Genomic DNA, 22,216 nt, shown 5'->3' on the forward strand with positions numbered 1-22,216 from the left:
CATGTCGGGTCGTTCGGCTCGCGGTTCAGGAAGAGGGGGATGAGCGGAAGCGTTCCGCCACGAGCAGCATCAGCGTCACCACGATGAAGACGACGACGGAGACCGCCGCCAGCGTCGGGTTGAGCTGCAGGATCATGTCGTCCCACATCTGCTTCGGCAAAGTGGTCTTCACACCGCCGCTGACGAAGATCGCGATGGAGAGTTCGTCGAAGGAGGTGATGAAGGCGAACAGGAAGGCGGCGACGAGGCCGCCCTTGACCAGCGGAACCGTGACGCCCGTCAGCGTCCGCAGCCGGTTTGCGCCGAGCGTCGCGGCTGCCTGATCCAGCCTTTGGTCATAGCCCTTCAGGACCGCCGCCATCGTCACCAGCGTGAAGGGGATGGCGAGCACGGTGTGGCCGATGACGAGGCCGAGATCGGTCGCGACCAGCCCGATCCGCGCGAAGAGGTAAAACAGCCCGACCGCGATGATGATGCGCGGCACGATCATCGGCGCAAGGAAGAAGGCGAAGATCAGTCCGCTCCAGCGCGTGCGGCTGTTGGCCAGGGCAAGCGCCGTGAAGCCGCCGATGGCGGTCGCCGCGACCGCGGTCGCGAAGGCGACGAGGAAGGAACGGATGGTCGCCTGGATCCAGAGCGGGGATTCGAAATAGGTTCTGAACCAGGACAACCCGTAGCCGGGCGGCGGGAATTCGAGGAACTGCGAGGAGGTAAAGGCGAGCGGGATAACGAGCAGCGTCGGCAGGACGAGGAAGCCGATCGCGAGCCAGGAGAACACCGGGAGGATAAGCGCGCTGCCGCGCCGCCCGATCAAACCCTGCGTCAGCGCCGAAAGTCCGCCCGCGAGCCTTGCTACCTGCGCGAGGATGGCGAGGCCGAGATCGCGGATGCGGCCAGTGCCGACCTGCGCGGAGCCCCCGGCGACGGTCGAGAGGCCGAAGACCCGGTCGTAGACCCAGCATGAGACCAGCGCGGCCGCCAGCATCATCGCCGCCAGCGCTCCGGCAAAGGGCCAGTTCAGCAGTTCCTGCACCTGGGTGATGATGAGTTGCGCCAGCATCGTCTCGCGGCGCCCTCCTAGGAAGGCCGGCACGATGAAGAAGCCGAGCGAGGAGATGAAGACCAGCAGGCCCGCCGCCGCGACGCCCGGCAGGGACAGCTTGAAGTAGATCAACCAGAAGGCATGCGCCGGCGAGGCTCCGAGCGTCTGTGCCGCCTGGACGAGCCTGCGGTCGATCCCGGCCATCACCGGCAGCATCGTCATCACCGCGAGCGGGACCATGGCGTGGACCATGCCGACCATGACGCCGAATTCGTTGTGCAGCAGCGGCAGCGGCTGGTCGACGACGCCAGCACCGATCGCCAGCGAATTGATGATGCCGCTGCGGCCGAGCACGATCATCCAGGCGAAGGTCTTGACGAGATAGCTCGTCCAGAACGGCACCATGACGAAGAGCAGCATGCGGCCGCGATAGATATCGGGCAGGCGCGCCAGCCAGTAGGCCAGCGGATAGCCGATCAGCAGCGAATACAGCGCGGTGTAGCCGGCGATGCGGAAGGTGATGCCGAGCACCCGCAGATAGACATCGGTCGCCGCGATCCGCTGGTAGGTGGCGAGCGACGGCCTGCCGCTGTCGGGATCGAACAGGCTCAGGCCGAGCAGCTGCGCAACCGGCCAGACGAAGAATACGGCCAGGAAGAGCAGGCCGGGCACGGCAAGCCAGAGCGCTCCGAAGCGGAAGCCGCCTGCCCTTCGCGCGGTTACACGCGATGTCGCGACCGCGCTCATGCGACAAGGACCGCCCGCTCGCGGGCCCAGCCGGCAACGATCGTCTCTCCGATCACGGGGACCGCGTCGTCGGGGCCGAGCCGCAGCACGAGCTGGGCGCCGTCGGCGAGGGTCGCAATCACGCGGGTCTCGGAACCGGCATAGACGATCTCGCCGACGCGGCCCGTGACGGCATTGCTTTCGGCCGAGCCCAGCCGCAGATGTTCGGGGCGGATGACCAGCGCAGGCTCGGCGCCGGGGCTGTGTGCGCCCTGCGGCAGGGCAAAGCGGCCATGGGCGGTCTCGATGGAGCCATTGCCGTCCCAGCGGCCGCGGAAGATGTTGGAAATGCCGATGAAATCGGCGGCGAAAGCGGTGCGCGGCCGCTCGTAGATCTCGCGCGGCGTGCCGAGCTGCTCGATCCTGGCGTGGTTCATCAGGCAGATCCGGTCGGACAGCGCCAGCGCCTCCTCCTGGTCATGCGTGACATAGACGATGGTGGCGCCGCTCTCGCGATGCAGCCGCTTGATCTCGATCTGCATGTGCTCGCGCAGCTTCTTGTCGAGTGCGCCGAGCGGTTCGTCCATCAGGATGATCGAGGGCTGGTAGACGAAGCAACGGGCCAGCGCGACACGCTGCTGCTGTCCACCGGAGAGTTCGCGCGGGAAGCGCTTGGCGAGAGGACCGAGATGGACCATCGCCAGCGCGTCTTCGACGCGCCTGGCGATCTCGGCTGCCGGCCGCCTGCGCATCTTCAGCGGAAAGGCGATGTTTTCGGCGACGGTGAGATGCGGAAACAGCGCGTAATGCTGGAAGACGAGGCCGATGTCGCGCTGGTGGACCGGCATGCGCGACTGGTCGCGCCCATCGATCACCACCCTGCCCTCGCTCGCCTCAACGAGGCCGCAGATCAATTGCAGCAGCGTCGTCTTGCCGGAGCCCGAAGGCCCCAGCAAGGTCAGGAATTCGCCCTCAGTGACGCTGAGCGAGCTCGGTTCGAGGGCCGTGGTCGCGCCGTAGCGCTTGCACAATCCCTCAATGACGAGCTTGCCCTCGACGACGAGCTTCGCCTTCGCCGCCGCAGTATCGGACTTCGTCGCCATCGCGATCAGGTCAGCAGCCAGGCGTTGAAGCGCTCGGAGACCTTGGCGCGGTTGGCGCTCCACCAGGCTTCGTCTGCGATCGCCATCTGCTTCAGGTTCTCCGGCGAGGTCGGCAGCACCCTGGCGCGTTCGGCCGGAATCGTCTGGTAGGCGTCGAGATTGGTCGGGCCATAGGCCAGGATTTCGGTGAAGAGCGCCTGTGCCTTCGGGTCCGAGCAGAAACGGACGAACTGGCGCGCGACATCGGCCTTCGGTCCGCCCTTGGGCAGGCCCCAGCCCTCGATCGAGTAGAGCCCCTGGTTCCAGACGATCTTGGCCGGCGTGCCGCCGTCGATCGCCGCCTGCAGGCGGGCGTTCCAGCCCGGCAGCATGTCGACCTCGCCGCTCTGGAGCAGCTGCGTCGACTGGGCGCCGCCAGTCCACCAGACCGCGACATGCGGCTTGATCTTGTCGAGACCCTTGAAGGCGCGGTCGACATCGAGTGGGTAGAGCTTGTCGAGCGGCACGCCGTCGGCGAGCAGCGCCTGCTCGATCGTGTCGATCGGGTTCTTGCGCAACGCGCGGCGGCCGGGGAACTTCTCGACATTGAAGAAATCGGCCCAGCTCGCAGGGGCGTTCTTTACGCGATCCGTGCGGTAGGCGAAGACGGTCGAATAGACATCCGTGCCCATATAGAGCGGCGAGATCGCCTCCGGCATCAGCTTCGGCACGTCGGCATGCGTGAAGCCGATCGGGTCGAGCAAGCCCTGGCCGGCGAGGATATCGCGGGCCGAGAGCGTCAGCGTGCAGACGTCCCAGGTGTAGGATTTGGTCTCGACCATCGCCTTGAACTGCGCCGTCGGCTCGGCCTCGCGCGCGACATTGACGACCTTGTTGCCGGTCGCCTTCTCGAAGGGGTCGTAGAAGGCCTTGCGGAAGGCGGGCCCGAAGGGGCCGCCGGGATCGGCGACGATGATCTGCGTCGCGGCGCTGGCGCGCCCGATCAAAGCGGGCCCGAACATCGCGCCGGCGGCCACGCCGCCTGCCAATTGCAGAAGCTGGCGCCGGTTTGGCTGTCTCGTGTTGCTGCTGGTCATCATCGTCTCCCGTTCAAGCGGTTTTCCGCATTTCCCCGTGGGTGATCCTGTTCGGCTTTGGGCCGGGCGCCTGTGTGCTCTTCTCGCCTATGCAGTCTTCCTGGCGGCGCGCTTGGCGAGGAACTCTTCCATCATCCGGGCCGGCTCGCCGGTGGCGTAGGCCTCGCGCTGGTTGCGGATGCCGGCCTTGAGGCACTCGCGGAAGCTCTCCTCCGTGACCTCGCGGAAGCGGGCCTTGTTGAGACGCATCGCGACGGGCGGCTTTGCGGCGAGTTCGGTGGCGAGCGCCAGCGCGGCCTCCATCACCTTCTCCTTCGCAACGATCCGGTTGATCAGGCCGATCCGGAAGCACTCCTCGGCATCCATCATCCGCCCGGTCAGGGTCAGGTCGATGGTGCGAGCAATGCCGATCATCTCGCGCATGATCCAGGGGCCGGTCACCGAGGCGATGCCGGAATTGATCTCCGGCTGGCCCATGGTGACCCCGTCATGGCCGATACGCAGGTCGCAGAGCAGGGAAACCTGGAAAGCGGACCCTGCCGCCACGCCGTTCAACGCCGCGATGATCGGCTTCGAGAGCGAACGCAGCCGGTCATAGAGGCGCTCCCACTCGCCCATCCACTCCTCGGCCCTGTCGGCGTCGAAGGTCTTGGTCTCGTTGAGATCCTGCCCGGCCCCGAAGGCACGGTCACCCGCGCCGGTCAGGATGATCGCCCGCACGGCCTTGTTGGCCTCCAGTTCCTCCAGCGCCTCGATCAGGCGCGACCGCATCGGCGCGTTCCAGGCGTTCAGCTTGTCGGGGCGGTTCAGGGTCAGGATCCCGACCGGGCCGCGCACCTCGCTGAGGATGAAGTCCTTCATGGCACTCTCCGATGCACTTTTATCGTTATGCGATAAATTCTATTGAATGATCATCGGGAATCCATCACCTTGTCAAGGCCGCAGGCCGCAGCCATTGATCGGCGCAGGAGAACCATCAATGTCCATGTCCGAGACGAGCGGGCGCAGCAGCGCCAGGCCCGACAGCGCCCAGCCAGCGCGCGGCAAGAACGGCGCGCTGATGGTCAACTCGGTCGAGAAGGCCTTTCGGGTGCTCTCGGCTTTCGGACGGCAGCACCAGACGCTCAACCTGTCGCAGGTCGCCTCGGAGACCGGCATGGATCTAAGCGCCGCGCAGCGCTTCACTCATACGCTGACGCGGTTGGGCTATCTGCACAAAGACGCCGAGACCAAGCGCTTCGAACTGACGGCGAAGACGCTGGATCTCGGCTACCACTTCATCCGCAGCAGCCGGCTCGTCGACCGGGCGATGCCCTATCTGATGCATCTCAGCAAGGAGACCGAGGAGACGGTCAACCTGACGATGCGCGAGGGGCCGGAGATCATCTTCGTCTCGCGTTTTCTCAGTCGGCACGTCCTCAACACCGACGTCATCATCGGCACGCGCATGCCGGCCTATTGCACGGCTCCCGGCATCGCCATGCTGTCGCGACTGCCGGAGGATGAGGCGATGGCGGTGATCGACGCCTCCGATCTCAAGGCCCATACGCCTTCGACCACCTGGCAGCGCGAGGCGCTACGCGAAAAGATCCGGCAGGCGGCGGCGCAGGGATATGCCACGGCGTTCGAGGAGTTCTATCTCGGCGACGCCTCGATCGCCGCTCCCATCCTCGACCATCGCGGCCGGCCGGAAGGTGCGGTCAATGTCGCGGCCTCCTGCTCGCGCTACACCCGCGAGGAGGTCGTGACGCGCTTCTCCGCCCTGATCATCGCCGCCGCCCACGCCATCTCGAGGGTCTGAGCCGCGCACGGCGCAGGGCGGCCGAGGCTTGACAGCGCCTCGGCGCAATCTATCAATATCCGAATTCTTCTATCGCATTGCGATATATTTGAGAGTGCCGCATGAGCCCTGCCGGCAGCCAGTTCAAGCGCGTGGCCGCACGGTCCGGGCCGGTCGTGACGCTGAGCTTCGACGGCGCGCCGCTGACCGCCATAGCGGGCGACAGCATCCTCGCGGCGCTGCTGAGCCATGGCCTGGTGGTGCGTCGGCATGAATGCGGCGGCGAACCACGCGCTGGCTTCTGCCTGATGGGCGCCTGCCAGGACTGCTGGGTCTGGAGCGGCCATGGCGGCAGGCTGCGGGCCTGCACGACGCCGGTCAGCGACGGCATGGCCCTCTTCGCCGAGCCGCAGCCGCTGTTGCCCTCGCATGGGTAGGATCGTCATCGTCGGAGCCGGCCCGGCCGGAATCAGCGCCGCTGAGGTGCTGTGCGCCGCCGGTCATCGGCCGATCCTGATCGACGAAGGGCAGCGGGCCGGCGGCCAGGGCTATCGCCGGCCCTCCGAGGGGCTGGCTCTCGACATGCCCCGGCTGATGGGCAGCGAGGCCGGCAAATACGAGGCCCTGCATGCGCGCTTCGCCCGGCTCCAGGGGCAGATCGATTATCGCCCGCGCACGCTGGTCTGGGCCATCGACGGCAAGATGCTGTACCTCGTCTGCGACGGCGAGGCCGACATCGTCGAGGCCGACACCCTGCTTCTGGCGACAGGCGCGATGGACCGCGTCGCGCCGGTGCCGGGCTGGACGCTGCCTGGCGTCTTCACGCTCGGCGGCGCGCAGGTCGCACTCAAGGACCAGGGCTGCCTGATCGGCCACCGCGTCGCCTTTCTCGGCTCCTCCCCGCTGCTGGCCTTGGCCGCCAAGCAGTATCGCGAGATGGGGGCGGAGGTGGCTGTCATCGCCGACACGACACCGCTTTACGCCAAGGCGGCGGCGCTTCCCGCCCTGGCACGCTCCCCGCGCACGCTGCTGCGCGGCCTTGCCTACATGACTGGGGCGATGCGGGCAGGCACGCCGCTGCTGCACGGAGTGACGCCGCTCGCGATCGAGGGCGACGGCCATGTCGAGGCGCTGCGGCTGCGCGACGGCAAGGGCCGCGAGCGGCGCTTCGCCTGCGACGCGATCGCGCTCGGCCATGGGCTGAAGCCCGAGACCCAGCTTGCCGATCTCGCCGGTGCCGCCTTCGCCTATGACGCGGATTTCCGGCTGTTCCTGCCGAAGACGGATGCCTTCGGCCGCAGTCGTCCGGGGCTCTATCTGGCCGGCGACGGCGCCACGATCGGCGGCGCGGATGCGGCCGAGTCGAGTGGCGCGCTGGCTGCCCATGCGATCGCGTCCGATCTCGGCACGCCGCAGGACATCAGCGCCATCAGGCCGCTGGCACGCCGCGTCGCGCGCTTACGCGCCTTCCAGCGCGGCCTCGCGCACGCCTTCGCCTGGCCGGTCGCGCAGATCAGGGCTCAACCCGACGAGACCATCCTCTGCCGCTGCGAGAACGTCACGATCGGCGCGGTGCGTCAGGCGATGGCGCGGGCGCTCGGTCCAGCCGAGGTCAACCGCGTCAAGGCGATGACCCGCTGCGGCATGGGGCGCTGCCAGGGGCGGGTCTGCGGCCCGGCCCTGCAGGAGATCGTCGCCGGTGTTTCCGGGGCGGACGGCGCGACAGCGGGCCGCCTGCGCGGCCAGGCCCCGGTCAAGCCGATCGTGCTGTCCGCCGCAAGAGATGTCGCGCCATGACGGCGGGGAGCGCCGACGTCGCCATCATCGGCGGCGGGCTGATCGCGGCCTGGACCGCCTTCTTCCTGGCAAGGCGCGGGCAGCGCGTCGTGATGTTCGAGAAGGGCGCGGTCGGGGCCCAGTCGAGCGGTACGAATTTCGGCAATCTGCGGCTCCAGGGCCGCTTTCCCGCGCAATATCCGCTGTCACTGCACTCGCAGGCGCTGTGGGAAGAGATGGGCTCGCTGATCGGCGATGATTGCGAGTTCGCGCAGACCGGCCATCTCTACCTCGCCTTCAACGCGGAGGAGCAGGCGAAGCTCGAGGGCTATGCGCAGGTTTCGGAATCCTATGGGCTCGCCATCGAGCGGCTCGGCCCCTCGGAGTTGCGCCGTCGCTGGCCCTGGCTGAGCGAGACCGCAGTGGCCGCGACCTTCTCGGCGCGCGACGCGACCGCCAATCCAAGGCTGGTGACGCCGGCCGTGGCGCGCGCCGCCGAACGCCACGGCGCCACGATCCGGGAAAACACGCGCGTCACGGCGCTCACGCGGCAGGGCGACGGCTTCATCGTCCAGACGGCCGATGGCGGGCAACTGAGCTGCGGAGCGCTCGTCAACGCGGCCGGCGCATGGGCGGTCGAGATGGCGGAGTGCTTCGGCGAGACCGCTCCGATCTTCGCGGCCGGGCCGCCGCAATTCGTCACCGAGCCCCTGCCCTGTCTGTTCGCGCCCTCGCTCCAGACCATCGACGGCTCGGTCATCGCCCGGCAGACCGAGCGCGGCAACGTCATCCTCGCCGGCTATCCGCGCACGGCAGCCGATGCCGTCGCGAACCGCGCGCCAGTACCGCCGGTCAAAACGCTGTCTGCGATGCGAGCGCTGGCGCGGCTCGTGCCCGCTTTGGCGCATGCCCATGTAATCCGCGTCTGGTCCGGCATCGAGGGCTATCTGCCGGACATGATCCCGGTGATCGGGCCGAGCCTGACCGCGCCTGGCCTGTTCCACGCCTTCGGCTTCTGTGGCCACGGCTTCCAGATCGGGCCGGGCGTGGGCCTCTGCCTGAGCGAGATGATCATCGACGGCGCGACGCCAACGCCGCTCGAGCCTTTCTCGATCGGGCGCTTCCGAAGTGAAGCTGTCGTCAGCGATAAATTCCGCAAGGAGTTTGATTGATGTCCGTTGTAAGCCGATAACCACGCACGCAGGCCGAGGGTGGACGCCAGTATCCAGTGGCTCGGGGCTATGCCGGAATGCACCTCGGGATTGAAAGCTGTTAACGCGGCCGGTCGCGCATTCACCCCGGCTGACTAGCGCCGATTTCGTTCTCTAACGGGTCAAGGTCTGGCTGCATGGTCCTGAGCGGTTGATGCCATTGGGTGCCTGCGTTCTCTACGTGCTCATCGGCACTTGATGGGGTCAGCTGGGTGCAAAGTGGCTTGGTTGAAAGCGCAGTCGGCCGACATGGTCGGCGGCATGCTACGGAATCGGCGCCATCACCTGCTCCCTCCCTCGGGCGTCGCTCCCGCTTGGGAGCTCGTTGCGGCCTCCTGTCTCGTCTGCTTCTGCCTGGCTCTGATTGTCAGGCGGGCCGGAACTCGGTGCCATGTCGCAACATGGCGTGCATGATGATGGCGAGACGGCGGGCGAGCGCGATCCGCGCCTTGCGCATTGTCGAGCGCCGGGCGATGGCGAGTGCCCAGTCCTTCAGTTTCAGCTCGCCCTTGTAGCGGGTCAGCATGACGTTGGCGGCCTCGTAGAGGTAGCGTCCGCATGCGCTGGTCGCCCACCTTAGAGATGCTGCCGACATAGTCGGTCTCACCGGACTGATAGCGACGAGGCACAAGGCCGAGATAGGCGCCGAGATCGCGCGAGCGCCGGAAGCGTGCAGGATCATCGACGGCCGCCGTGAAGGCCAGCGCGGTGAGCTGCCCAACGCCGGGGATAGTCATCAACCGACGGCAGGCATCGGAGGCGCGAACGAGGCGCTTCATATCCGCGTCGATGGCAGCGACCGCGCCAAGAACCGCGTCCCGGGCAGCGACGAGGCCGCGCATGGCGCCGGCCAGGCCGGTGATGCCGTCGCTCATCCGCACGACCTCGTCGACGAAGGCCGGGCTGAGCCCACGCGGCAGCCGGATGCCGAACACCACGGCCAGACCCCGGATCTGGTTCTCCAGCGTGACGCGTTGGCCGACGAGCTTCTTGCGGGCGACGATCAGCGCGCGGATCGCATGGGCCGGCAGCGACTTCACATGCACGGCCTTGTAGAAGCCGGTTCTCGCCAGCTGCGCCAGCCCACGCGCATCGTTGCGGTCGGTCTTGTGCGTCGCCAGGGTCTTGAGCGCCTGATAGGCTTGTCGGCTCTCGATGCAGACGACCGGAACACCAAGCTCGGCCAAGCCGTGGTAGAGCATCGGCGCCATCCGGCCTGTCTCGAACACCACCCGTGTGCAGGGCGGCGCTTGCGCCAGGGCCGCCGCTATCGCCACCGCGGACGAGAGGGCTTTGACCTCGTGCACAACCGCGCCGTCGCGATCAACGAGGCAGATGTGCGTCTCCTCCATCGAGACGTCCAGCCCAGCAAAATACTCCATGATCGATCTCCTCTGTTGCAGCGGAGACAATCCTATCGGCCTCCGAAGAAGAGCAGCCAGACCGTTACTCCATGTTGAAAATGTCGTTGTTGCTGCGGGAGTGAAGTCCTGATTCAGTCGTGCTCGTGGATGGAGGGCGGCGCGATGATGGGCGAACGGCGGGTGGCGCAGGAGGCGCTGTTCTACGAATTCAGCCTGGAGCGCCACGTGCCGGACGATCATTGGGGCCGAGCCATCGATCGGTTCGTTGATCTTCAGATATCCGCGCGCATCTGCGTCCGTTCTACAGCGAGATCGGTCGCCTCTCGATCGATCTGTCGCTTTGCAGTTAAATATGAGAATCGCTCTTCAACGATTTCCGTAACTTAGCCGTTCACTTAATTTGAGAATGTACAATTAAATTGAGAATCAAGTTCAAATATAGACACTTAATTTAATATTCGTGTAAAACAACGTAATGACATCGCATTGCAGACGATGGCGCAGGATATTCAACGAATCCAACATATTATAGACGATACGATAGCAGTTAATTTGAGAATCATAACTGTTCCATTCTCGTATTTAAGTGCCCGCCATGGCCAAAACGGCCGTATTCTTGTAATTGCCTGCCCAGTGACACAGGCTTTCGGGAGCATGGGGCTGCGCGAAACTAAGACCGTGGACTGCGACAGGAAACTGGCCGTTGCTCCGCTCGATCGCAATCGCCTCGGCGCGGCCGCCGAACAGCTTCACCGACTCCGGCAGGGTCAGCTCCTTGCTGATCCGCGACAGCGCGTCATGATTGCCGCGGATCCCGACGGAGGCCACGGTCGCCCACGTCCTCGTCTCGAAATACGCCGACCACCTTCCGCTTTACCGCCAAGCCCAGATCTATGCCCGGCAGGGCGTGAACCTGGACCGATCGACCCTCGCTGACTGGGTCGGCAAGGCAGCCTTCCTCCTGCGGCCCGTGCATGAACGTCTGTTCGAGCGACTGAAGGCGTCGACCAAGCTCTTCGCAGACGAGACCACGGCGCCGGTGCTCGATCCGGGCCGCGGCCGAACCAAGACAGGCCAGCTCTTCGCCTACGCTCGCGACGACCGTCCCTGGGGCGGATCGGATCCGCCCGGCGTGGCCTATCTCTATGCGCCCGACCGCAAGGCCGAGCAGACGGTCCGGCATCTTCAAGGCTTCATGGGCACGCTTCAGGTCGACGGCTACGCTGGCTACAAGATCCTGGCCGACCGCAATGCCGTGAGCCTGGCCTTCTGCTGGTCTCACGTCCGGCGGAAGTTCTACGATCTCGCGCAGGGCGGTCCCGCGCCGATCGCCACGGAAGCGCTCACGCGGATCGCCGAACTCTACCGCATCGAGGGTGAGATCCACGGCCGTTCGGCCGAGGAACGCCGCGACATCCGCCAGGCGAGAAGCCGCGCGATCGTCGATGCGCTCGAACCGTGGTTGAAGGCGAAGCTTGGCCTGGTCAGCCAGAAGAGCAAACTCGCCGAGGCCATCCGCTACGCACTCTCGCGATGGGCGGGCCTCAGTCGCTTCCTCGACGACGGCCGCGTCGAAATCGACTCCAACGTCGTCGAACGCGCCATCCGACCGATCGCCTTGAACCGCAAGAATGCGCTCTTCGCCGGCAGCGACGGCGGCGGCGAGCACTGGGCGCTCATCGCCTCGCTCGTCGAAACCTGCAAGCTCAACGGTGTCGACCCACAATATTACCTCGCCGACGTCGTCGCCCGCATCGTTGCCGGACATCCGCAGAGCCAGATCGACGACCTGCTGCCATGGGCCTATGCGCCTCAGCCGCTCAAGGCCGTGGCCTGAGAACACCGCTTACTCTGAAAGCGAAGTCGCTGCCAGAAAGGTTTAGAGGATAAATATCGTTCGAATTGATAGTTCGGTGACTGCGCAGGAGAAAATTCAGGCGAGAGATATGCTGGTTTCTATTTCAATCATCGGCATTCCGTCGCCAGTTTACATGCTAAATGCAGATCTATATTTTTTGGTGACCCGGTATCAAGCAACCACCTAACTCACGCCGTCGATGCTTTGCGCCCAAGGCGGCAATGCGGACAGGTAGCGCAGCTCATCGCGAATAAGCGGATGGAAAATTTCGGGCACCAGATGGCTCAGCACCGACCATTCGGGCTCATGTTCCAACACCAAATTGCCTTCCATGATACCCTTCGCTCGGGCTATATGCTCGCCTAATGTCGCCGCAAGCAGATGAGTCAGTGGGCTCCTTTGCAGCAGATACTCAAAGATCAATGCACAGCGCTGGATGTCCTCACGCGTATGAAGCCAAGTGTTGAGCATGGCCACGACATTCGGCTGCTTGGTGCCGTAGATACGCCGTTTGCCATTGGCTTCCGCAATGAGAGAGAAAACACAAGCGACAAGGCGCAGGACCGCGTTTTCTTCGTTCTCTCGCGCGGACTCCCAATACGATAACTGGGGCGCGATGGCTCTCAAAGCGGATATGAGCGCGTCCCTCTCCTCACTGTCGCGTTCCACGCCGTAGCCAACCCCGTTTATGGTCTTCAGGAACGCGAAACACGGGCGGCGAGCTGCGTCGATGCGCTCAAAGAGCGCCTTGGATATCCGATCCTCCATGTAAGGAAGCGAGTCCTTCGGGAAGACCAGCTCATCGAGCCGAACGAGCCGTGGTGGATCAAACCGGCCATGTGCGTTCTGGGGGTAGCATTTCAGGACGAGGGTGCGTTGGTCATGTGCCGCTGCAACGGAGTCGCGGTCGATTATAAAAGCGTTGCCGCGATGGCGCCGTATTACGTCGATGAAATTCTGAGGAACGGCGTCGTGCTGGGGGTCGAAACCGAACAGCACCCAGACCAGTGCAACCCCTTCGCGTTCATAGTGAGTGCAACGCGCCGAAATCTCGGTTTGGAACGTCCGAGATAGCTGCACCTCGAAGACGCATTCTGGGAAGTCCCGCCAGGTGACCGCGACATCCGGGAACCTCCCGTATTCGCTTTCGGTCGGCGGGCGATAGGCATTTACACTGCTGGCAAGGTAGCGCTCGTCGAGCTTCGCCATCGCCTCGATCTGCTCGCATAAAAGCCGATGAGCTTGCGATTCCTGCTTGCCCTGATACTGCGCTTCTCGCAGCTCATTCGGGTCCGCATTGGATCCGCTATGCCACGGGCAGTGCAAGCCGCCGCCTTGAAAATGGGAAAAAAGGGGGAGCGGCACGTTATTCTTTTTGCGAGCGCGGATGAACACCGGATCGCCGCACATAGCGCATCGACAAAGCAGTCCCACAGGGCGCCCTTGCCTGTAGTCCGTAATGCGGTCGCGCAGCATGCCCCATTCGGCGGATGGCATCGCAACCAGCTCGCGCGCAGTCACTGGGCCTATGTTGCCCTCAAACAACGCTGCTTCGATGATACGTTTGGGTTTGTCTTCCCGCTCCCGGATGGATCGTTTTGCCAAGTTACCCCCAGTAATATTGCTGATACTCGGCCATACGAACTCCAATGCAAATCATGTCACTATCGACGCAAACACTGCGACGATACTGGCCGTTTATCGGCGCAAGGGCCAAGGATAGTCTTCGACGCCCATGGATGGCTCGCCTCCTTCAAAGGCACCTGCAGCAGGCGTGGCATTTACGACAGCATGCAGGGGTCCAGAGTCGATGATTATAGGCCGGGATCCGCTCCGTTGAACTGGTCGTTCAGCACTGTGCCCGGGGCATGAATATGAGGCTCCCATCGAAGCCAACGCGATCCTGAATTTCCCACATACCCCCCAATCGTCGATTGCTATCCGGCGGAGACGCGCATCGCTGCCGCGTCATCCTCGCAGGCCGAGCGCCCGCAGCCATGCATCGATCTGGCCGAACGCGTCCTGCTGCCATTGTTCCGGCGTGCGGCCATCGAGAATGTCCGTCTCGGCAACGAACTTGCGAACGCTCGTCGCGCCATAGCCTTCAAGTGCGTCGAACTTTTCCGCGATGTATTGATAGCCTTGAGCGCCGCTCTCATGTTCGAGCAAGGGTCTGCAAGCCTCGGCCAAGGCTTCGATCCCATCAGGATAGTTTCGAATACTGTAGTAGATGTCGTAGGAATCTTTCTGCTTATGCCGGCCGTTGAGGGCGTGGCCTTTCATGGCGAGCAATGCTGGGATCGAGCAGACAGCAATCTCGACGCGATTGGTGCCGCCATCCGGCATATCGCCGGTGATCGCAACCAGTTGATAAAAGCGTAGCGCGAGATCCGCGCCATCGGCCCGTTGCACGGCGAAATCACTCAGGATCGGCGGACGGTTTTTTACGATTTCCGCATCACGTGGCATGAGGAAATCGACTACAATGTCGATGGGGGCGCCTCCATCATCAATCGGTACCTCCCGGACGAGCTGGAAGCGCCGCAGCTCCTCACGCTGCTTGTAGCCTTGGCCCATGAGGGCCTCGACCAAGGTTACATACTCACCGTCACCCAGAGCTTCGGCATCCAGGCCGAGATCGACGTCGAGCGTTCCGACGTGAGGCATGTCTTCGTTATCAAGAAGCAACCAGGGAACCGCGCCACCGATCACGGCGAACTTGCCCTTGAAGCTGCCGAGGATCTGCCCGATTTCGACCAGGACACCCTTCACGGCTTTTGTGGTCCGGTCCTCGTAATCGGCTGCGGACTGAGGTTCGGGCGGGACTATTTTTGCCATGATAGCAGTTCCTGTCTTAGATGCTCCGCAGCTTCCGCTCCGCGTTCTCCGGCGACAGCTAGGTCGAGATAGGTCTGGACGGGGCTCGTGCAGACCACCCCCGGGGCAGGTTCGGTGGTATCGTTGAATAGGCCGTGGTCCTTCGGCACCATGACCACAACGTTCGCCCCTGATGTGGCGGGCGACAGTTTCAGAGCCTCCCGCAGGGTCACAAGTCCAGCCGAATCCGCGTAGAAATATGTAGTGGGCACCCGACCGTATGGCGCCAACCAATGCGCCGCCGAAAACGACGCGAACACGGCGTTTGGTGTTTCCCGCTGGGCGCTTAGGGCACCGCGCGCGGAGTCCTCCAGGGATTTGCCGTGGAGCGTCGTGTAAAAGCTGATGCGTTCGCTGGCCGGCGATTCGTAGGCGTCACGCCAGGCGTCCAGCAGCGCCGCGGGCTGCGACAGTCGCAGGCCGTCATCCGTGACCTCGGCCCATTCACGATCCACCAGCTCGCTGCGGACGTTGCTGACATGGCCGAGGCTCACGTCGGAAGCTTGCGAGAGATCCGCGACACGCCATGCGCGATCAGGATCGCGGAGGAGTACCCGCAACACCTGCGCGGATTTTGGCTTGAAGATCGATTTCAGGTTTCGCTGAACGGCAGACGGCTTGGTATCGACCTGCCGTTCAATGAAGACGGTATCGAAGGTGATCCGTGCGTTTCCCACGAAGTCGAGGTATCCCACATCGAACTCGCGGCAAAGCGCCTGCGCTTCCTGAGACAGGTACGGCGCGATGAAGATCGGCATCGCTGGCGGATCAAACTTCTCAGCCGCCTTCCGAAGTTGAAGAAGCGCTGCACGCACATGGCGCGGCTGACCGACGGATTTGACTTCGCAAGCGAGGAGACGGCGGACCCCCTCCAAGCTAAATTCTGCGAGGATATCGAAGCTCGAGCCAGGCGGCCTCAGTTCGACCTTTGCCGTCTGGACGAACGGGACACTACGCAGCAACGCGCCGATGGTCTCGGCTGCCTCATTCTCGAGATTTTTCACTTTTACGTTGGCCTTCAGCATCTGCTGAAAATGCGCCGCGCAGTGAAATATGTCAAATCGATTTCATTGGTTTGTCCATTTTCAGCAAATGCTGAAAGCCGAAAAATGACGAAAGTTGATTGAGCAGCATTGGGGAATCCAGCTCGGAAACTAGATGCTCGGGCCACATCGATCATAACCTAAAAACGGCGTGGAGCAGCTTCACGATGCGACGGCGGCAGGCTTACTCCCGCTCCGCTCTTTGCGCGTTCAGGGTGCCGCTCTCGACCCGCGCCCGTTGGTCGAGGTGAATCGAGGCTCCTCATTCTGCGAGTAAAGCAGGTCGATGCCCGGGCCGGCTAGATATCAAGTTGAGCGTCTACACTTGGGCGTCTGAGCACCGGCGCCCGAACGCTTCAGATCGCCCGGGCTGCCAGCTCTTAGCGTGCGATTCCAAGCAACTCTCGCTCTGACCCCAATACGATGTGTTAAATTCAGACGTCACTGCGGCGAGGCGAAGATACGGGAGACGACCGCCACTTTCTTGGGACGAACAAGAAGCTCAAAATCGTCGCGGCTGGAACCGGCGGACAGGCCTTCGTCTCTTCCTTCCGTTCTCGCGAGGACAAAACCAGCCGGATCCAACCAATTGATTGCGTCATCTGAGTGGACAGGGATGACTGAGTAGCGCCTGTTCCTCCCGTCAGTTCCGACCAGCGTGGCTGCTTCTGGCTCTTCGTCAAAGAGGTCGTTTTCGTCGCGCTGAATACTATTTTGCCATTCCAAGAATAGCTGCGGATCAATCTTGTTTTCAGAGTCGACGCCGTAGCCTGCAACTTCCAGCCACTCATCAAACTCAACCCGTCGGGCGACCGCTGCGTCACGGGTTTTAGCTAAACCCTGTGCCAGCGCAAACGCGACGAATGGATCTAGCGTACCCCAGCGGAGCAACTCGCGGACCCAAAAGGCAAACCAAGGTAGGCCGGTTGTTGCTCGCCAGGCTTCAAGCGAGGGAACAGCGGTAGAGTCGTCCGCACCACTTGACCATGCTTGAGCGACAACGGCGCCGATGGCAGTCCCGAGACGGAATTCGAGGTTGTCGGCAACAAATCGCTGCCAGCTACGAAGGGCGACAGGATCGGGCGCCGGGGCGGCGGGGCCTTGCAGCCACCACGCGAGGACGTCCGTCCAGCCTGCCAGCAGGCGCAGGTCTGTTTGAGTCTGACGGACCCTGAAGCCGTATCCACGATCGTTAGCAATGAGTTGCCCTATCTCTTCGAAAACTTGCAGACGATCGGCGGCGGCGGCGGCGCCGTATTCGGTAGCATCGGCCAAAAGCTGCCTAATTCGGCCGGCTATCACCTCGAAACGGCGGCCTACATAAGGCGTGAAACCATATTGATATAGGCGCTCGCGTTCATCGGGGTCTGGATAGATGGTCTCGATAATTGCCCGGCCTCGACGTATAAAGGCATCCTCCATCCAGGCTTCCTGGACAGCGGCAACGCTGGTGAAAGTCCGCTGCCATAGGGCGATCAAATATGCCTCGGCCTCTGGTCCATCCATATCGTCTACGCCCCCATGGCCAAGTTCTTCCAGCGCTGTCAGGAGAAAGCCGTCGAGCTCATCCACGCTGTCCGCCAATCGGGCCCGCGACGTAGACGCCGCGACGCCGGCGTTGGAGCTTATGGTGTCTGGGGTTATCGCGTCGAGCCAATCGAGAAATTCGTCCTCGTCGATCCCAATCGCCGCAGCCCGCTCGGCGATTGCGGTCAATAACAGAGCAAGAGGACTTTGCACAGCCGCTGCTTCTTGCTCGTCCCGCAAGACATTGACCAACAGGGCATCATAGTCGTCTTGCAGTTCCCGCCGTTGCCGTCTCTGTAACTGTTGCTCCGATGCCGTCTTACTGGAATTAAACTGGGGGATGGCAATGAGGGTCATGCCTTCCATCCCGCTAGAGGCGCCGGGCCTGCCAGCCCGGCCTGCCAAGTTACGAAATTCTGCGGTTGGAAGTGGTGCCACGACTGGTTGATTTGTCACGGGGTCGAAAGACCGCCTCTTCAGAGAGGTCAGAAAAATAATATCGAATGGAAGGTTGACCCCTTCCGTCAGCGTAGCCGTCGCGACGGTAATAGGACAAATGCGCTTATCGATCAGCTCGACCATCAACCGCCTAAGGCGCTGCGGCATCTGCCCGTGGCTTGTCGCGATACCTTTGTCTAGCAATGCGACCTCGTAGGATTCGGCACCGCAATAGTCGGCGGCTGCCGCGCGCGCCTCCTGAAAAAGCTCGCCAGCTCGACCTTCGGGTGGCGTGAAGGCGGGAATATTCGCCCACTCGGGAAGTTGGAATGCCTCGACATACCAACGCATGGTCAGCTCTGGCTCCTGCATAACGGAGATCAGGAAGCGACGGTCCCTGTCCAATAGATGCAAGGCGGTCCACAGAACACTGGTTTGATTGAAGCGGTAGAGGCTTTGTCGCATCAGCCTGGGGAGTTCGGGCATGACCGGCGTGCGCAGAGGCAAATAGACGGGTTCATCTCGTCCACGGACGAACAGGGGTTTTCCGTTCATCACATCGAGCAATATCCGATCCGAGGCATTCGGGGTCGTCTCTAGAACGCCAATCAGCTGACGCGTGCTGCGATAGCGTGTGCCGATTGCGGTGGCATCGTTCCTTTTTTCGATCCATTTGGCCACCGGAAGAGCCGCGCCGCCGGCAACAGCGGTAAGGGCGATACGAACAATATCGGGAGCCCGTGCCAATAGCCGGGAAACGAAGCTCTCGAGTCGAATCGCGCGATTGCTATGCTCCGCGAGGTCTGCTTTCGTCCGGGCATCGTTTTCGGCAACGACTTGATGGGCCTCGTCGATGATCAAAAGTCGCAGCCGCGCGACCAAAAGCGGCCCGACATATCTCATCAGGGCCTCCGCTTTTTCGACCGTCGCAACGAGGACGGTGGGGGTTTCAGCCTCCAGCCAGTAGTCGGTAATTCCCCAGTCGGTGCCGCCATAGAGACCTGTGATGATCATGTCATCACCAAGTTCGCTCTTAAGCTTCGCTTCCACTTCTCCCGCCAAAGCCCTTGATGGCACAATGTAGAGGGCGAGCGGCGAGGAGGCGAGGCCCGTTGGAATAAGGAGCTCTTTTACGAGCGCAAGGTTGGCGACAAGCGTCTTGCCGGAGCCTGTTGGCGTACACAGCGCGAAAGATGAATCGCTTAATAGCCGGGAGAGGCCGGCACGCTGCGACGACCACAGTATTCCGCGTCGACGGCTATACTGCCCGCGAGCAAAGCGAGCCAGTCGCGGTGCCGTTGCGGGATTAAGCGCGGCGAGCTCACTGACCGGCAGGTAAATTGACGCCTCGGCGTAGCTCTGGGCGACCGCGCGCATGAGCGTTATCAGTAGCGACGTGTCCTCGCTGAAGGTTCGCGTAGACATTTTTTCCAACGCGTCAAGCTTCTGGATCGCACGGGCGAGACGCTCGGTCTGTCCTCGCCGCAATGCATTGGCAATAAGGCCAAGAGTTCGAACGAGTTCGACAGTGAAATACCAGGTGATCCGCCCTTCCCCTTCCCCTTCGTCTTCGAGCAGTCTTCGAGGCGCCTCGCGGTCTGTTAGTTCGAAATTTCGCTGCCAGAATGAGGCCGCGATAGCCAGGACGTCATCAAAGTCAGCGCGCAAGAAGCTACCATAGAGGCGGGTTCCCTCATCCTCGGCCTCTGTTTGTGCAAGCAGGCCGTTCGCCATCGCGGGAAGACCCCCAAGCTGATAGGCGGCAGCGGCAAAAAGCCCGATAGGCGCCACAGTCCGGGTTCTGTCATTCGACCGGGCGAGCCATTCGAGAAGCTCGCCAGCCCGCCGGTAGCATTCTATTGCCCCGGCGGAAGCGCTGCCTTCTATTTGTCGATAGATTTCAGCGACATGCAGTAACCGTCGGGCGTCGGCAAGCTCCAGGCGGGATTCCTGATTACCCCATTGGTTCACGGGGACCTGCCAAGCCGTCTGGAGACAGCGTACAAATGAGCGTGCCTGCCTGGTGGAGAGCGCATTTTCGATGCCAATCTCGAGCCGCACCTCGTTGGCTATGCCGAGTCGCTCTTCGTCTCGTTCGGCCACCGATCAATCCTCTGCCCAGAGGAGGCCATAAATTTCGTCGATCAACGCAGCACCGCCGTTTAGGATCAACTCAACGACCTGAAGGTCATTGGGCGACGTGTATTCTGCGGGCGTTTCTTCCCACCCGATCAAAGCCGTCCGAGCCTCCCTGGCCGCAGCACCATCACCGACAATCACAACCAGGTTCGTCCGCGGAATGGGCACTGGGTTGCGCAATACCAATGCCCTGTCGAGAGAAACAATTGCCGTTGCATGACCATCCCGGTCGCGTTCAGAGAGAAGGCGCTGAAGCTGGCGCACCCCATGGGGAACGGGAAGATCGCGGTTGATTTCAAACCAGACGCCACCCTTGCGGAGTCTCTCTCCAGTTGACCTTCGCACTTTCCACTCGCCGAGCATCAGATTGTCGATAGTGCTCGGATTTAGCGTTTCGCGCCATTTCGCTTCTCCCACGATTAGTCGGACAACTGCACCGTCGTCGCCCAGAGAAATGCCCAGAAAATCAGAACCGAAACGCCCAAAGACAGTTCTGGCTCGCGTCTCATCACGGGCAAGATCGAACAGATACTTCTCCACGTCGGCATGATAGCGAAACAGAAAAACCGGGATCGACCATTTGTGATTGCCAATAAATTCGTATTGTTCAGTGACAAGTCCCGCTATGACCTCGCCAAAAAGGCCGCGCTTCGCGGTCGTTGGCAGACAACCCGGATATAGCATTGCCGCGTCGTCGTCCTCGTCTGCATCAGGATGCAGATCTATCCCAATCTGTTCTGCAAAATGCTCGCGGGCGTCGCGATGGGCTGACTCAAAATATGGAGCAAGAGCGGAGGCGAGGTTCGGATCTCTGACGTCATTTTCTTCAAGAAGAAGATGACCATAGGTACCTTTGACCGTTGGATAAGACGTTAGCCATCGGTCCAGCGCCTTGGACGGCGGGTCGCAGTCGTGCATTGTTGTTAAGATGCTCCCAACGCAATTATTATACACCCGGCACCGAAATGGAGGTTCGTGCAAGCCAAATTTGATCTGCCGCGATTAGGGGCCCGGTTACAGAGATGGCTCGGGAAATCCGGACGGCGGGCGAAGGTAGATTCGGCCTGAACGCGGCATTGTCGTGAGCACGAGGCGATAGCCGGAGCCACAGCCCGATTTTTAAGGCGATGATCCCGCCCCGAATCCCACGGAGAGGCTTGCGGACGTACAGACAGTCGACACATTCCAGGCAAATTATAGGCCGGCGTAGCATTCTGTAGGCGCATCTCGAACGCTGGGATGACGCGATCCAAAAAGCTGCGACGCTCTCGCAGATAAGTCTCACGTTGCACTTCCGGCAGAGAAAGCCGCCATGGCTTGCAATGGCCACAACCATCCTCTCAACTGCCAGTGCGGCTTCAAAGGCGGCCGCTTGGCTTCCGGTCGTGTGCCACAATGGAGGCGATGGAGCCCGACAGTCGCTCGACGGCGAGCTTCCGGGCCGAACGCGAGTTGTCCCCATTGCTACGCCCGCGTTTTCTTCGTGGCACCGCGCAGTGGCGGAGGAGCTTATTTCGAACAGTTCGGCCCGCCGTGGACGAAGCATCCATGCACCGACGCGTCGAAAAAATACTCCCCTTTCAATACCGAGGGCCAACCGAAGCTGAGGAACCGTCGCTCAGAGTACGAGCGGGACGGTTGGCTTCCTCTCTTCGTGCGAAACATCGAACCCCTCGCGATCGGCGCACTCGTCCATGCGGTGACTCTGGATGACCCGACCGTGCTGCATTTCGGGCTGGCGACGGAACTTGAAATTGACAGCGGCCGGCCGATCTACTTCCGTCGTCTCGACGCGCTGCCAATTCTGGCAGAGTTCAACTTTTTTCCGAAGAGCGCGCTCGAGCCCGTAACCATAAGAGTGTTCCTGCCCTGCTTGACCGAGGTCGAGTTACGCATCCATCTGACCGAATAATCTATGTGTGACGGCTCGATAGATCGATCAGACTGTCATGCTCCTACCCTCGCTCATCGCTCGTCCATGACGCGATCGAGCCGATATCGATGCCGAGCTCCAGCGTCGATGTGCAGACCGCCGTCGTTGGCAAATGTTCGTCCTTGAGGCGGATTTCCAGAGGCTCCCGCAGATCCTTCGACAGGCTTCCGTGATGGGGAAAGAACTCGTTGGGCAGGCCGGCATCTTCGGAGCGTGATCGCAGGCCGTCCGCGAGCGTCTCGACGAGATTGCGAGCGGGGGCAAAGACCAGGTTGTTCTGCCCCTGCAGCGTCGCGAACAGATGGTCGGCGATCCTTGCGTTT

At 62.4% G+C, this 22,216-nt stretch carries 14 protein-coding genes and 5 pseudogenes; 7 read left to right on the top strand and 12 right to left on the bottom strand.

Going from position 1 to position 22,216, the window contains the following annotated elements; all coding sequences use genetic code 11:
- Nucleotides 1-25: 25 nt before the first annotated feature.
- The 4 genes from BHK69_RS30710 to BHK69_RS30725 all read right to left on the bottom strand — a co-directional run bounded on the left by BHK69_RS30710 (nucleotide 26) and on the right by BHK69_RS30725 (nucleotide 4,808).
- A complete protein-coding gene (locus tag BHK69_RS30710) occupies nucleotides 26-1,789 on the bottom strand; it encodes an ABC transporter permease subunit (RefSeq protein WP_069694259.1) in 1,764 nt (587 codons plus the stop codon).
- A complete protein-coding gene (locus BHK69_RS30715; RefSeq protein ID WP_069694260.1) occupies nucleotides 1,786-2,871 on the bottom strand; it encodes an ABC transporter ATP-binding protein in 1,086 nt (361 codons plus the stop codon). Before BHK69_RS30715 ends, BHK69_RS30710 begins: the two co-directional genes overlap by 4 nt.
- Nucleotides 2,872-2,876: 5 nt before the next feature.
- Complete coding sequence (locus BHK69_RS30720; RefSeq protein ID WP_069694361.1) at nucleotides 2,877-3,947, bottom strand: ABC transporter substrate-binding protein; 1,071 nt, start codon at nucleotides 3,945-3,947, stop codon at nucleotides 2,877-2,879.
- A gap of 87 nt (nucleotides 3,948-4,034) precedes the next feature.
- Nucleotides 4,035-4,808 carry an enoyl-CoA hydratase/isomerase family protein gene (locus tag BHK69_RS30725; RefSeq protein ID WP_069694261.1) on the bottom strand — a complete coding sequence of 258 codons (774 nt, stop codon included), beginning with the start codon at nucleotides 4,806-4,808 and terminating at the stop codon, nucleotides 4,035-4,037.
- 118 nt (nucleotides 4,809-4,926) lie between these two features.
- Here BHK69_RS30725 and BHK69_RS30730 point away from each other — a divergent pair, with 118 nt between their 5' ends.
- The 4 genes from BHK69_RS30730 (at nucleotide 4,927) to BHK69_RS30745 (ending at nucleotide 8,675) form a co-directional block, all read left to right on the top strand.
- Entirely contained in the window at nucleotides 4,927-5,748 is an 822-nt protein-coding gene (locus tag BHK69_RS30730) for an IclR family transcriptional regulator (RefSeq protein ID WP_342029758.1), read from the top strand.
- Between the two features lie 101 nt (nucleotides 5,749-5,849).
- A complete protein-coding gene (locus BHK69_RS30735; protein WP_069694262.1) occupies nucleotides 5,850-6,164 on the top strand; it encodes a (2Fe-2S)-binding protein in 315 nt (104 codons plus the stop codon).
- Nucleotides 6,157-7,524 carry an FAD/NAD(P)-dependent oxidoreductase gene (locus BHK69_RS30740; RefSeq protein WP_069694263.1) on the top strand — a complete coding sequence of 456 codons (1,368 nt, stop codon included), beginning with the start codon at nucleotides 6,157-6,159 and terminating at the stop codon, nucleotides 7,522-7,524. The genes BHK69_RS30735 and BHK69_RS30740 overlap by 8 nt, the downstream gene beginning before the upstream one ends.
- The gene (locus tag BHK69_RS30745; RefSeq protein WP_069694264.1) at nucleotides 7,521-8,675 is read left to right on the top strand and encodes an NAD(P)/FAD-dependent oxidoreductase; all 1,155 of its coding nucleotides are present in this window, start codon (nucleotides 7,521-7,523) and stop codon (nucleotides 8,673-8,675) included. The genes BHK69_RS30740 and BHK69_RS30745 overlap by 4 nt, the downstream gene beginning before the upstream one ends.
- A gap of 406 nt (nucleotides 8,676-9,081) precedes the next feature.
- On the opposite strand, the pseudogene BHK69_RS30750 reads toward BHK69_RS30745, so the two are convergent.
- Nucleotides 9,082-10,096 (bottom strand): annotated as a pseudogene (locus tag BHK69_RS30750) (IS110 family RNA-guided transposase).
- A 144-nt stretch (nucleotides 10,097-10,240) separates the two neighbouring features.
- Here BHK69_RS30750 and BHK69_RS32470 point away from each other — a divergent pair.
- A pseudogene (locus tag BHK69_RS32470) lies at nucleotides 10,241-10,419 on the top strand (transposase); the annotation flags it as partial.
- Nucleotides 10,420-10,717: 298 nt separating this feature from the next.
- Here BHK69_RS32470 and BHK69_RS31775 read toward each other — a convergent pair.
- Nucleotides 10,718-10,891 (bottom strand): annotated as a pseudogene (locus tag BHK69_RS31775) (DNA repair exonuclease); the annotation flags it as partial.
- Between BHK69_RS31775 and tnpC the strand changes: the two are divergent.
- Nucleotides 10,890-11,915: pseudogene (gene tnpC / locus BHK69_RS30755) on the top strand (IS66 family transposase); the annotation flags it as partial. The pseudogenes BHK69_RS31775 and tnpC overlap by 2 nt on opposite strands.
- Before the next feature lie 204 nt (nucleotides 11,916-12,119).
- Here the strand turns inward: tnpC and BHK69_RS30760 are convergent.
- From BHK69_RS30760 to BHK69_RS30780, 5 genes are all read right to left on the bottom strand, one after another.
- Nucleotides 12,120-13,541: a DUF6035 family protein gene (locus BHK69_RS30760; protein ID WP_148663737.1), complete on the bottom strand. Its 1,422-nt coding sequence runs from the start codon at nucleotides 13,539-13,541 to the stop codon at nucleotides 12,120-12,122.
- A 363-nt stretch (nucleotides 13,542-13,904) separates the two neighbouring features.
- A complete protein-coding gene (locus tag BHK69_RS30765) occupies nucleotides 13,905-14,774 on the bottom strand; it encodes a nucleotidyl transferase AbiEii/AbiGii toxin family protein (protein WP_083269956.1) in 870 nt (289 codons plus the stop codon).
- Nucleotides 14,762-15,838: a type IV toxin-antitoxin system AbiEi family antitoxin gene (locus BHK69_RS30770; RefSeq protein WP_069694266.1), complete on the bottom strand. Its 1,077-nt coding sequence runs from the start codon at nucleotides 15,836-15,838 to the stop codon at nucleotides 14,762-14,764. Before BHK69_RS30770 ends, BHK69_RS30765 begins: the two co-directional genes overlap by 13 nt.
- A 459-nt stretch (nucleotides 15,839-16,297) precedes the next feature.
- Nucleotides 16,298-19,924, bottom strand: a complete 3,627-nt coding sequence (locus tag BHK69_RS30775; RefSeq protein WP_069694267.1) for a DEAD/DEAH box helicase — start codon at nucleotides 19,922-19,924, stop codon at nucleotides 16,298-16,300.
- Nucleotides 19,925-19,927: 3 nt separating this feature from the next.
- Nucleotides 19,928-20,878: an aminotransferase gene (locus BHK69_RS30780; protein WP_069694268.1), complete on the bottom strand. Its 951-nt coding sequence runs from the start codon at nucleotides 20,876-20,878 to the stop codon at nucleotides 19,928-19,930.
- A gap of 565 nt (nucleotides 20,879-21,443) precedes the next feature.
- Between BHK69_RS30780 and BHK69_RS32475 the strand changes: the two genes are divergently transcribed.
- Nucleotides 21,444-21,872, top strand: coding sequence for a hypothetical protein (locus BHK69_RS32475; protein ID WP_148663738.1), 429 nt, complete (start codon nucleotides 21,444-21,446; stop codon nucleotides 21,870-21,872).
- Between the two features lie 67 nt (nucleotides 21,873-21,939).
- Here the strand turns inward: BHK69_RS32475 and BHK69_RS30790 are convergent.
- A pseudogene (locus BHK69_RS30790) lies at nucleotides 21,940-22,206 on the bottom strand (helicase-related protein); the annotation flags it as partial.
- Nucleotides 22,207-22,216: the final 10 nt, after the last annotated feature.

This window comes from Bosea vaviloviae, assembly GCF_001741865.1.
In the GTDB taxonomy this organism is placed as follows: Bacteria; Pseudomonadota; Alphaproteobacteria; order Rhizobiales; family Beijerinckiaceae; genus Allobosea; species Allobosea vaviloviae.

Coding starts and splice junctions, on each gene's coding strand:
- BHK69_RS30710 (WP_069694259.1), bottom strand. CDS start 1,789: ATGAGCGCGGTCGCGACATCGCGTGTAACCGCGCGAAGGGCAGGCGGC.
- BHK69_RS30735 (WP_069694262.1), top strand. CDS start 5,850: ATGAGCCCTGCCGGCAGCCAGTTCAAGCGCGTGGCCGCACGGTCCGGG.
- BHK69_RS30725 (WP_069694261.1), bottom strand. CDS start 4,808: ATGAAGGACTTCATCCTCAGCGAGGTGCGCGGCCCGGTCGGGATCCTG.
- BHK69_RS30770 (WP_069694266.1), bottom strand. CDS start 15,838: ATGCTGAAGGCCAACGTAAAAGTGAAAAATCTCGAGAATGAGGCAGCC.
- BHK69_RS30715 (WP_069694260.1), bottom strand. CDS start 2,871: ATGGCGACGAAGTCCGATACTGCGGCGGCGAAGGCGAAGCTCGTCGTC.
- BHK69_RS30765 (WP_083269956.1), bottom strand. CDS start 14,774: ATGGCAAAAATAGTCCCGCCCGAACCTCAGTCCGCAGCCGATTACGAG.
- BHK69_RS30780 (WP_069694268.1), bottom strand. CDS start 20,878: ATGCACGACTGCGACCCGCCGTCCAAGGCGCTGGACCGATGGCTAACG.
- BHK69_RS30740 (WP_069694263.1), top strand. CDS start 6,157: ATGGGTAGGATCGTCATCGTCGGAGCCGGCCCGGCCGGAATCAGCGCC.
- BHK69_RS30720 (WP_069694361.1), bottom strand. CDS start 3,947: ATGACCAGCAGCAACACGAGACAGCCAAACCGGCGCCAGCTTCTGCAA.
- BHK69_RS30745 (WP_069694264.1), top strand. CDS start 7,521: ATGACGGCGGGGAGCGCCGACGTCGCCATCATCGGCGGCGGGCTGATC.
- BHK69_RS30730 (WP_342029758.1), top strand. CDS start 4,927: ATGTCCATGTCCGAGACGAGCGGGCGCAGCAGCGCCAGGCCCGACAGC.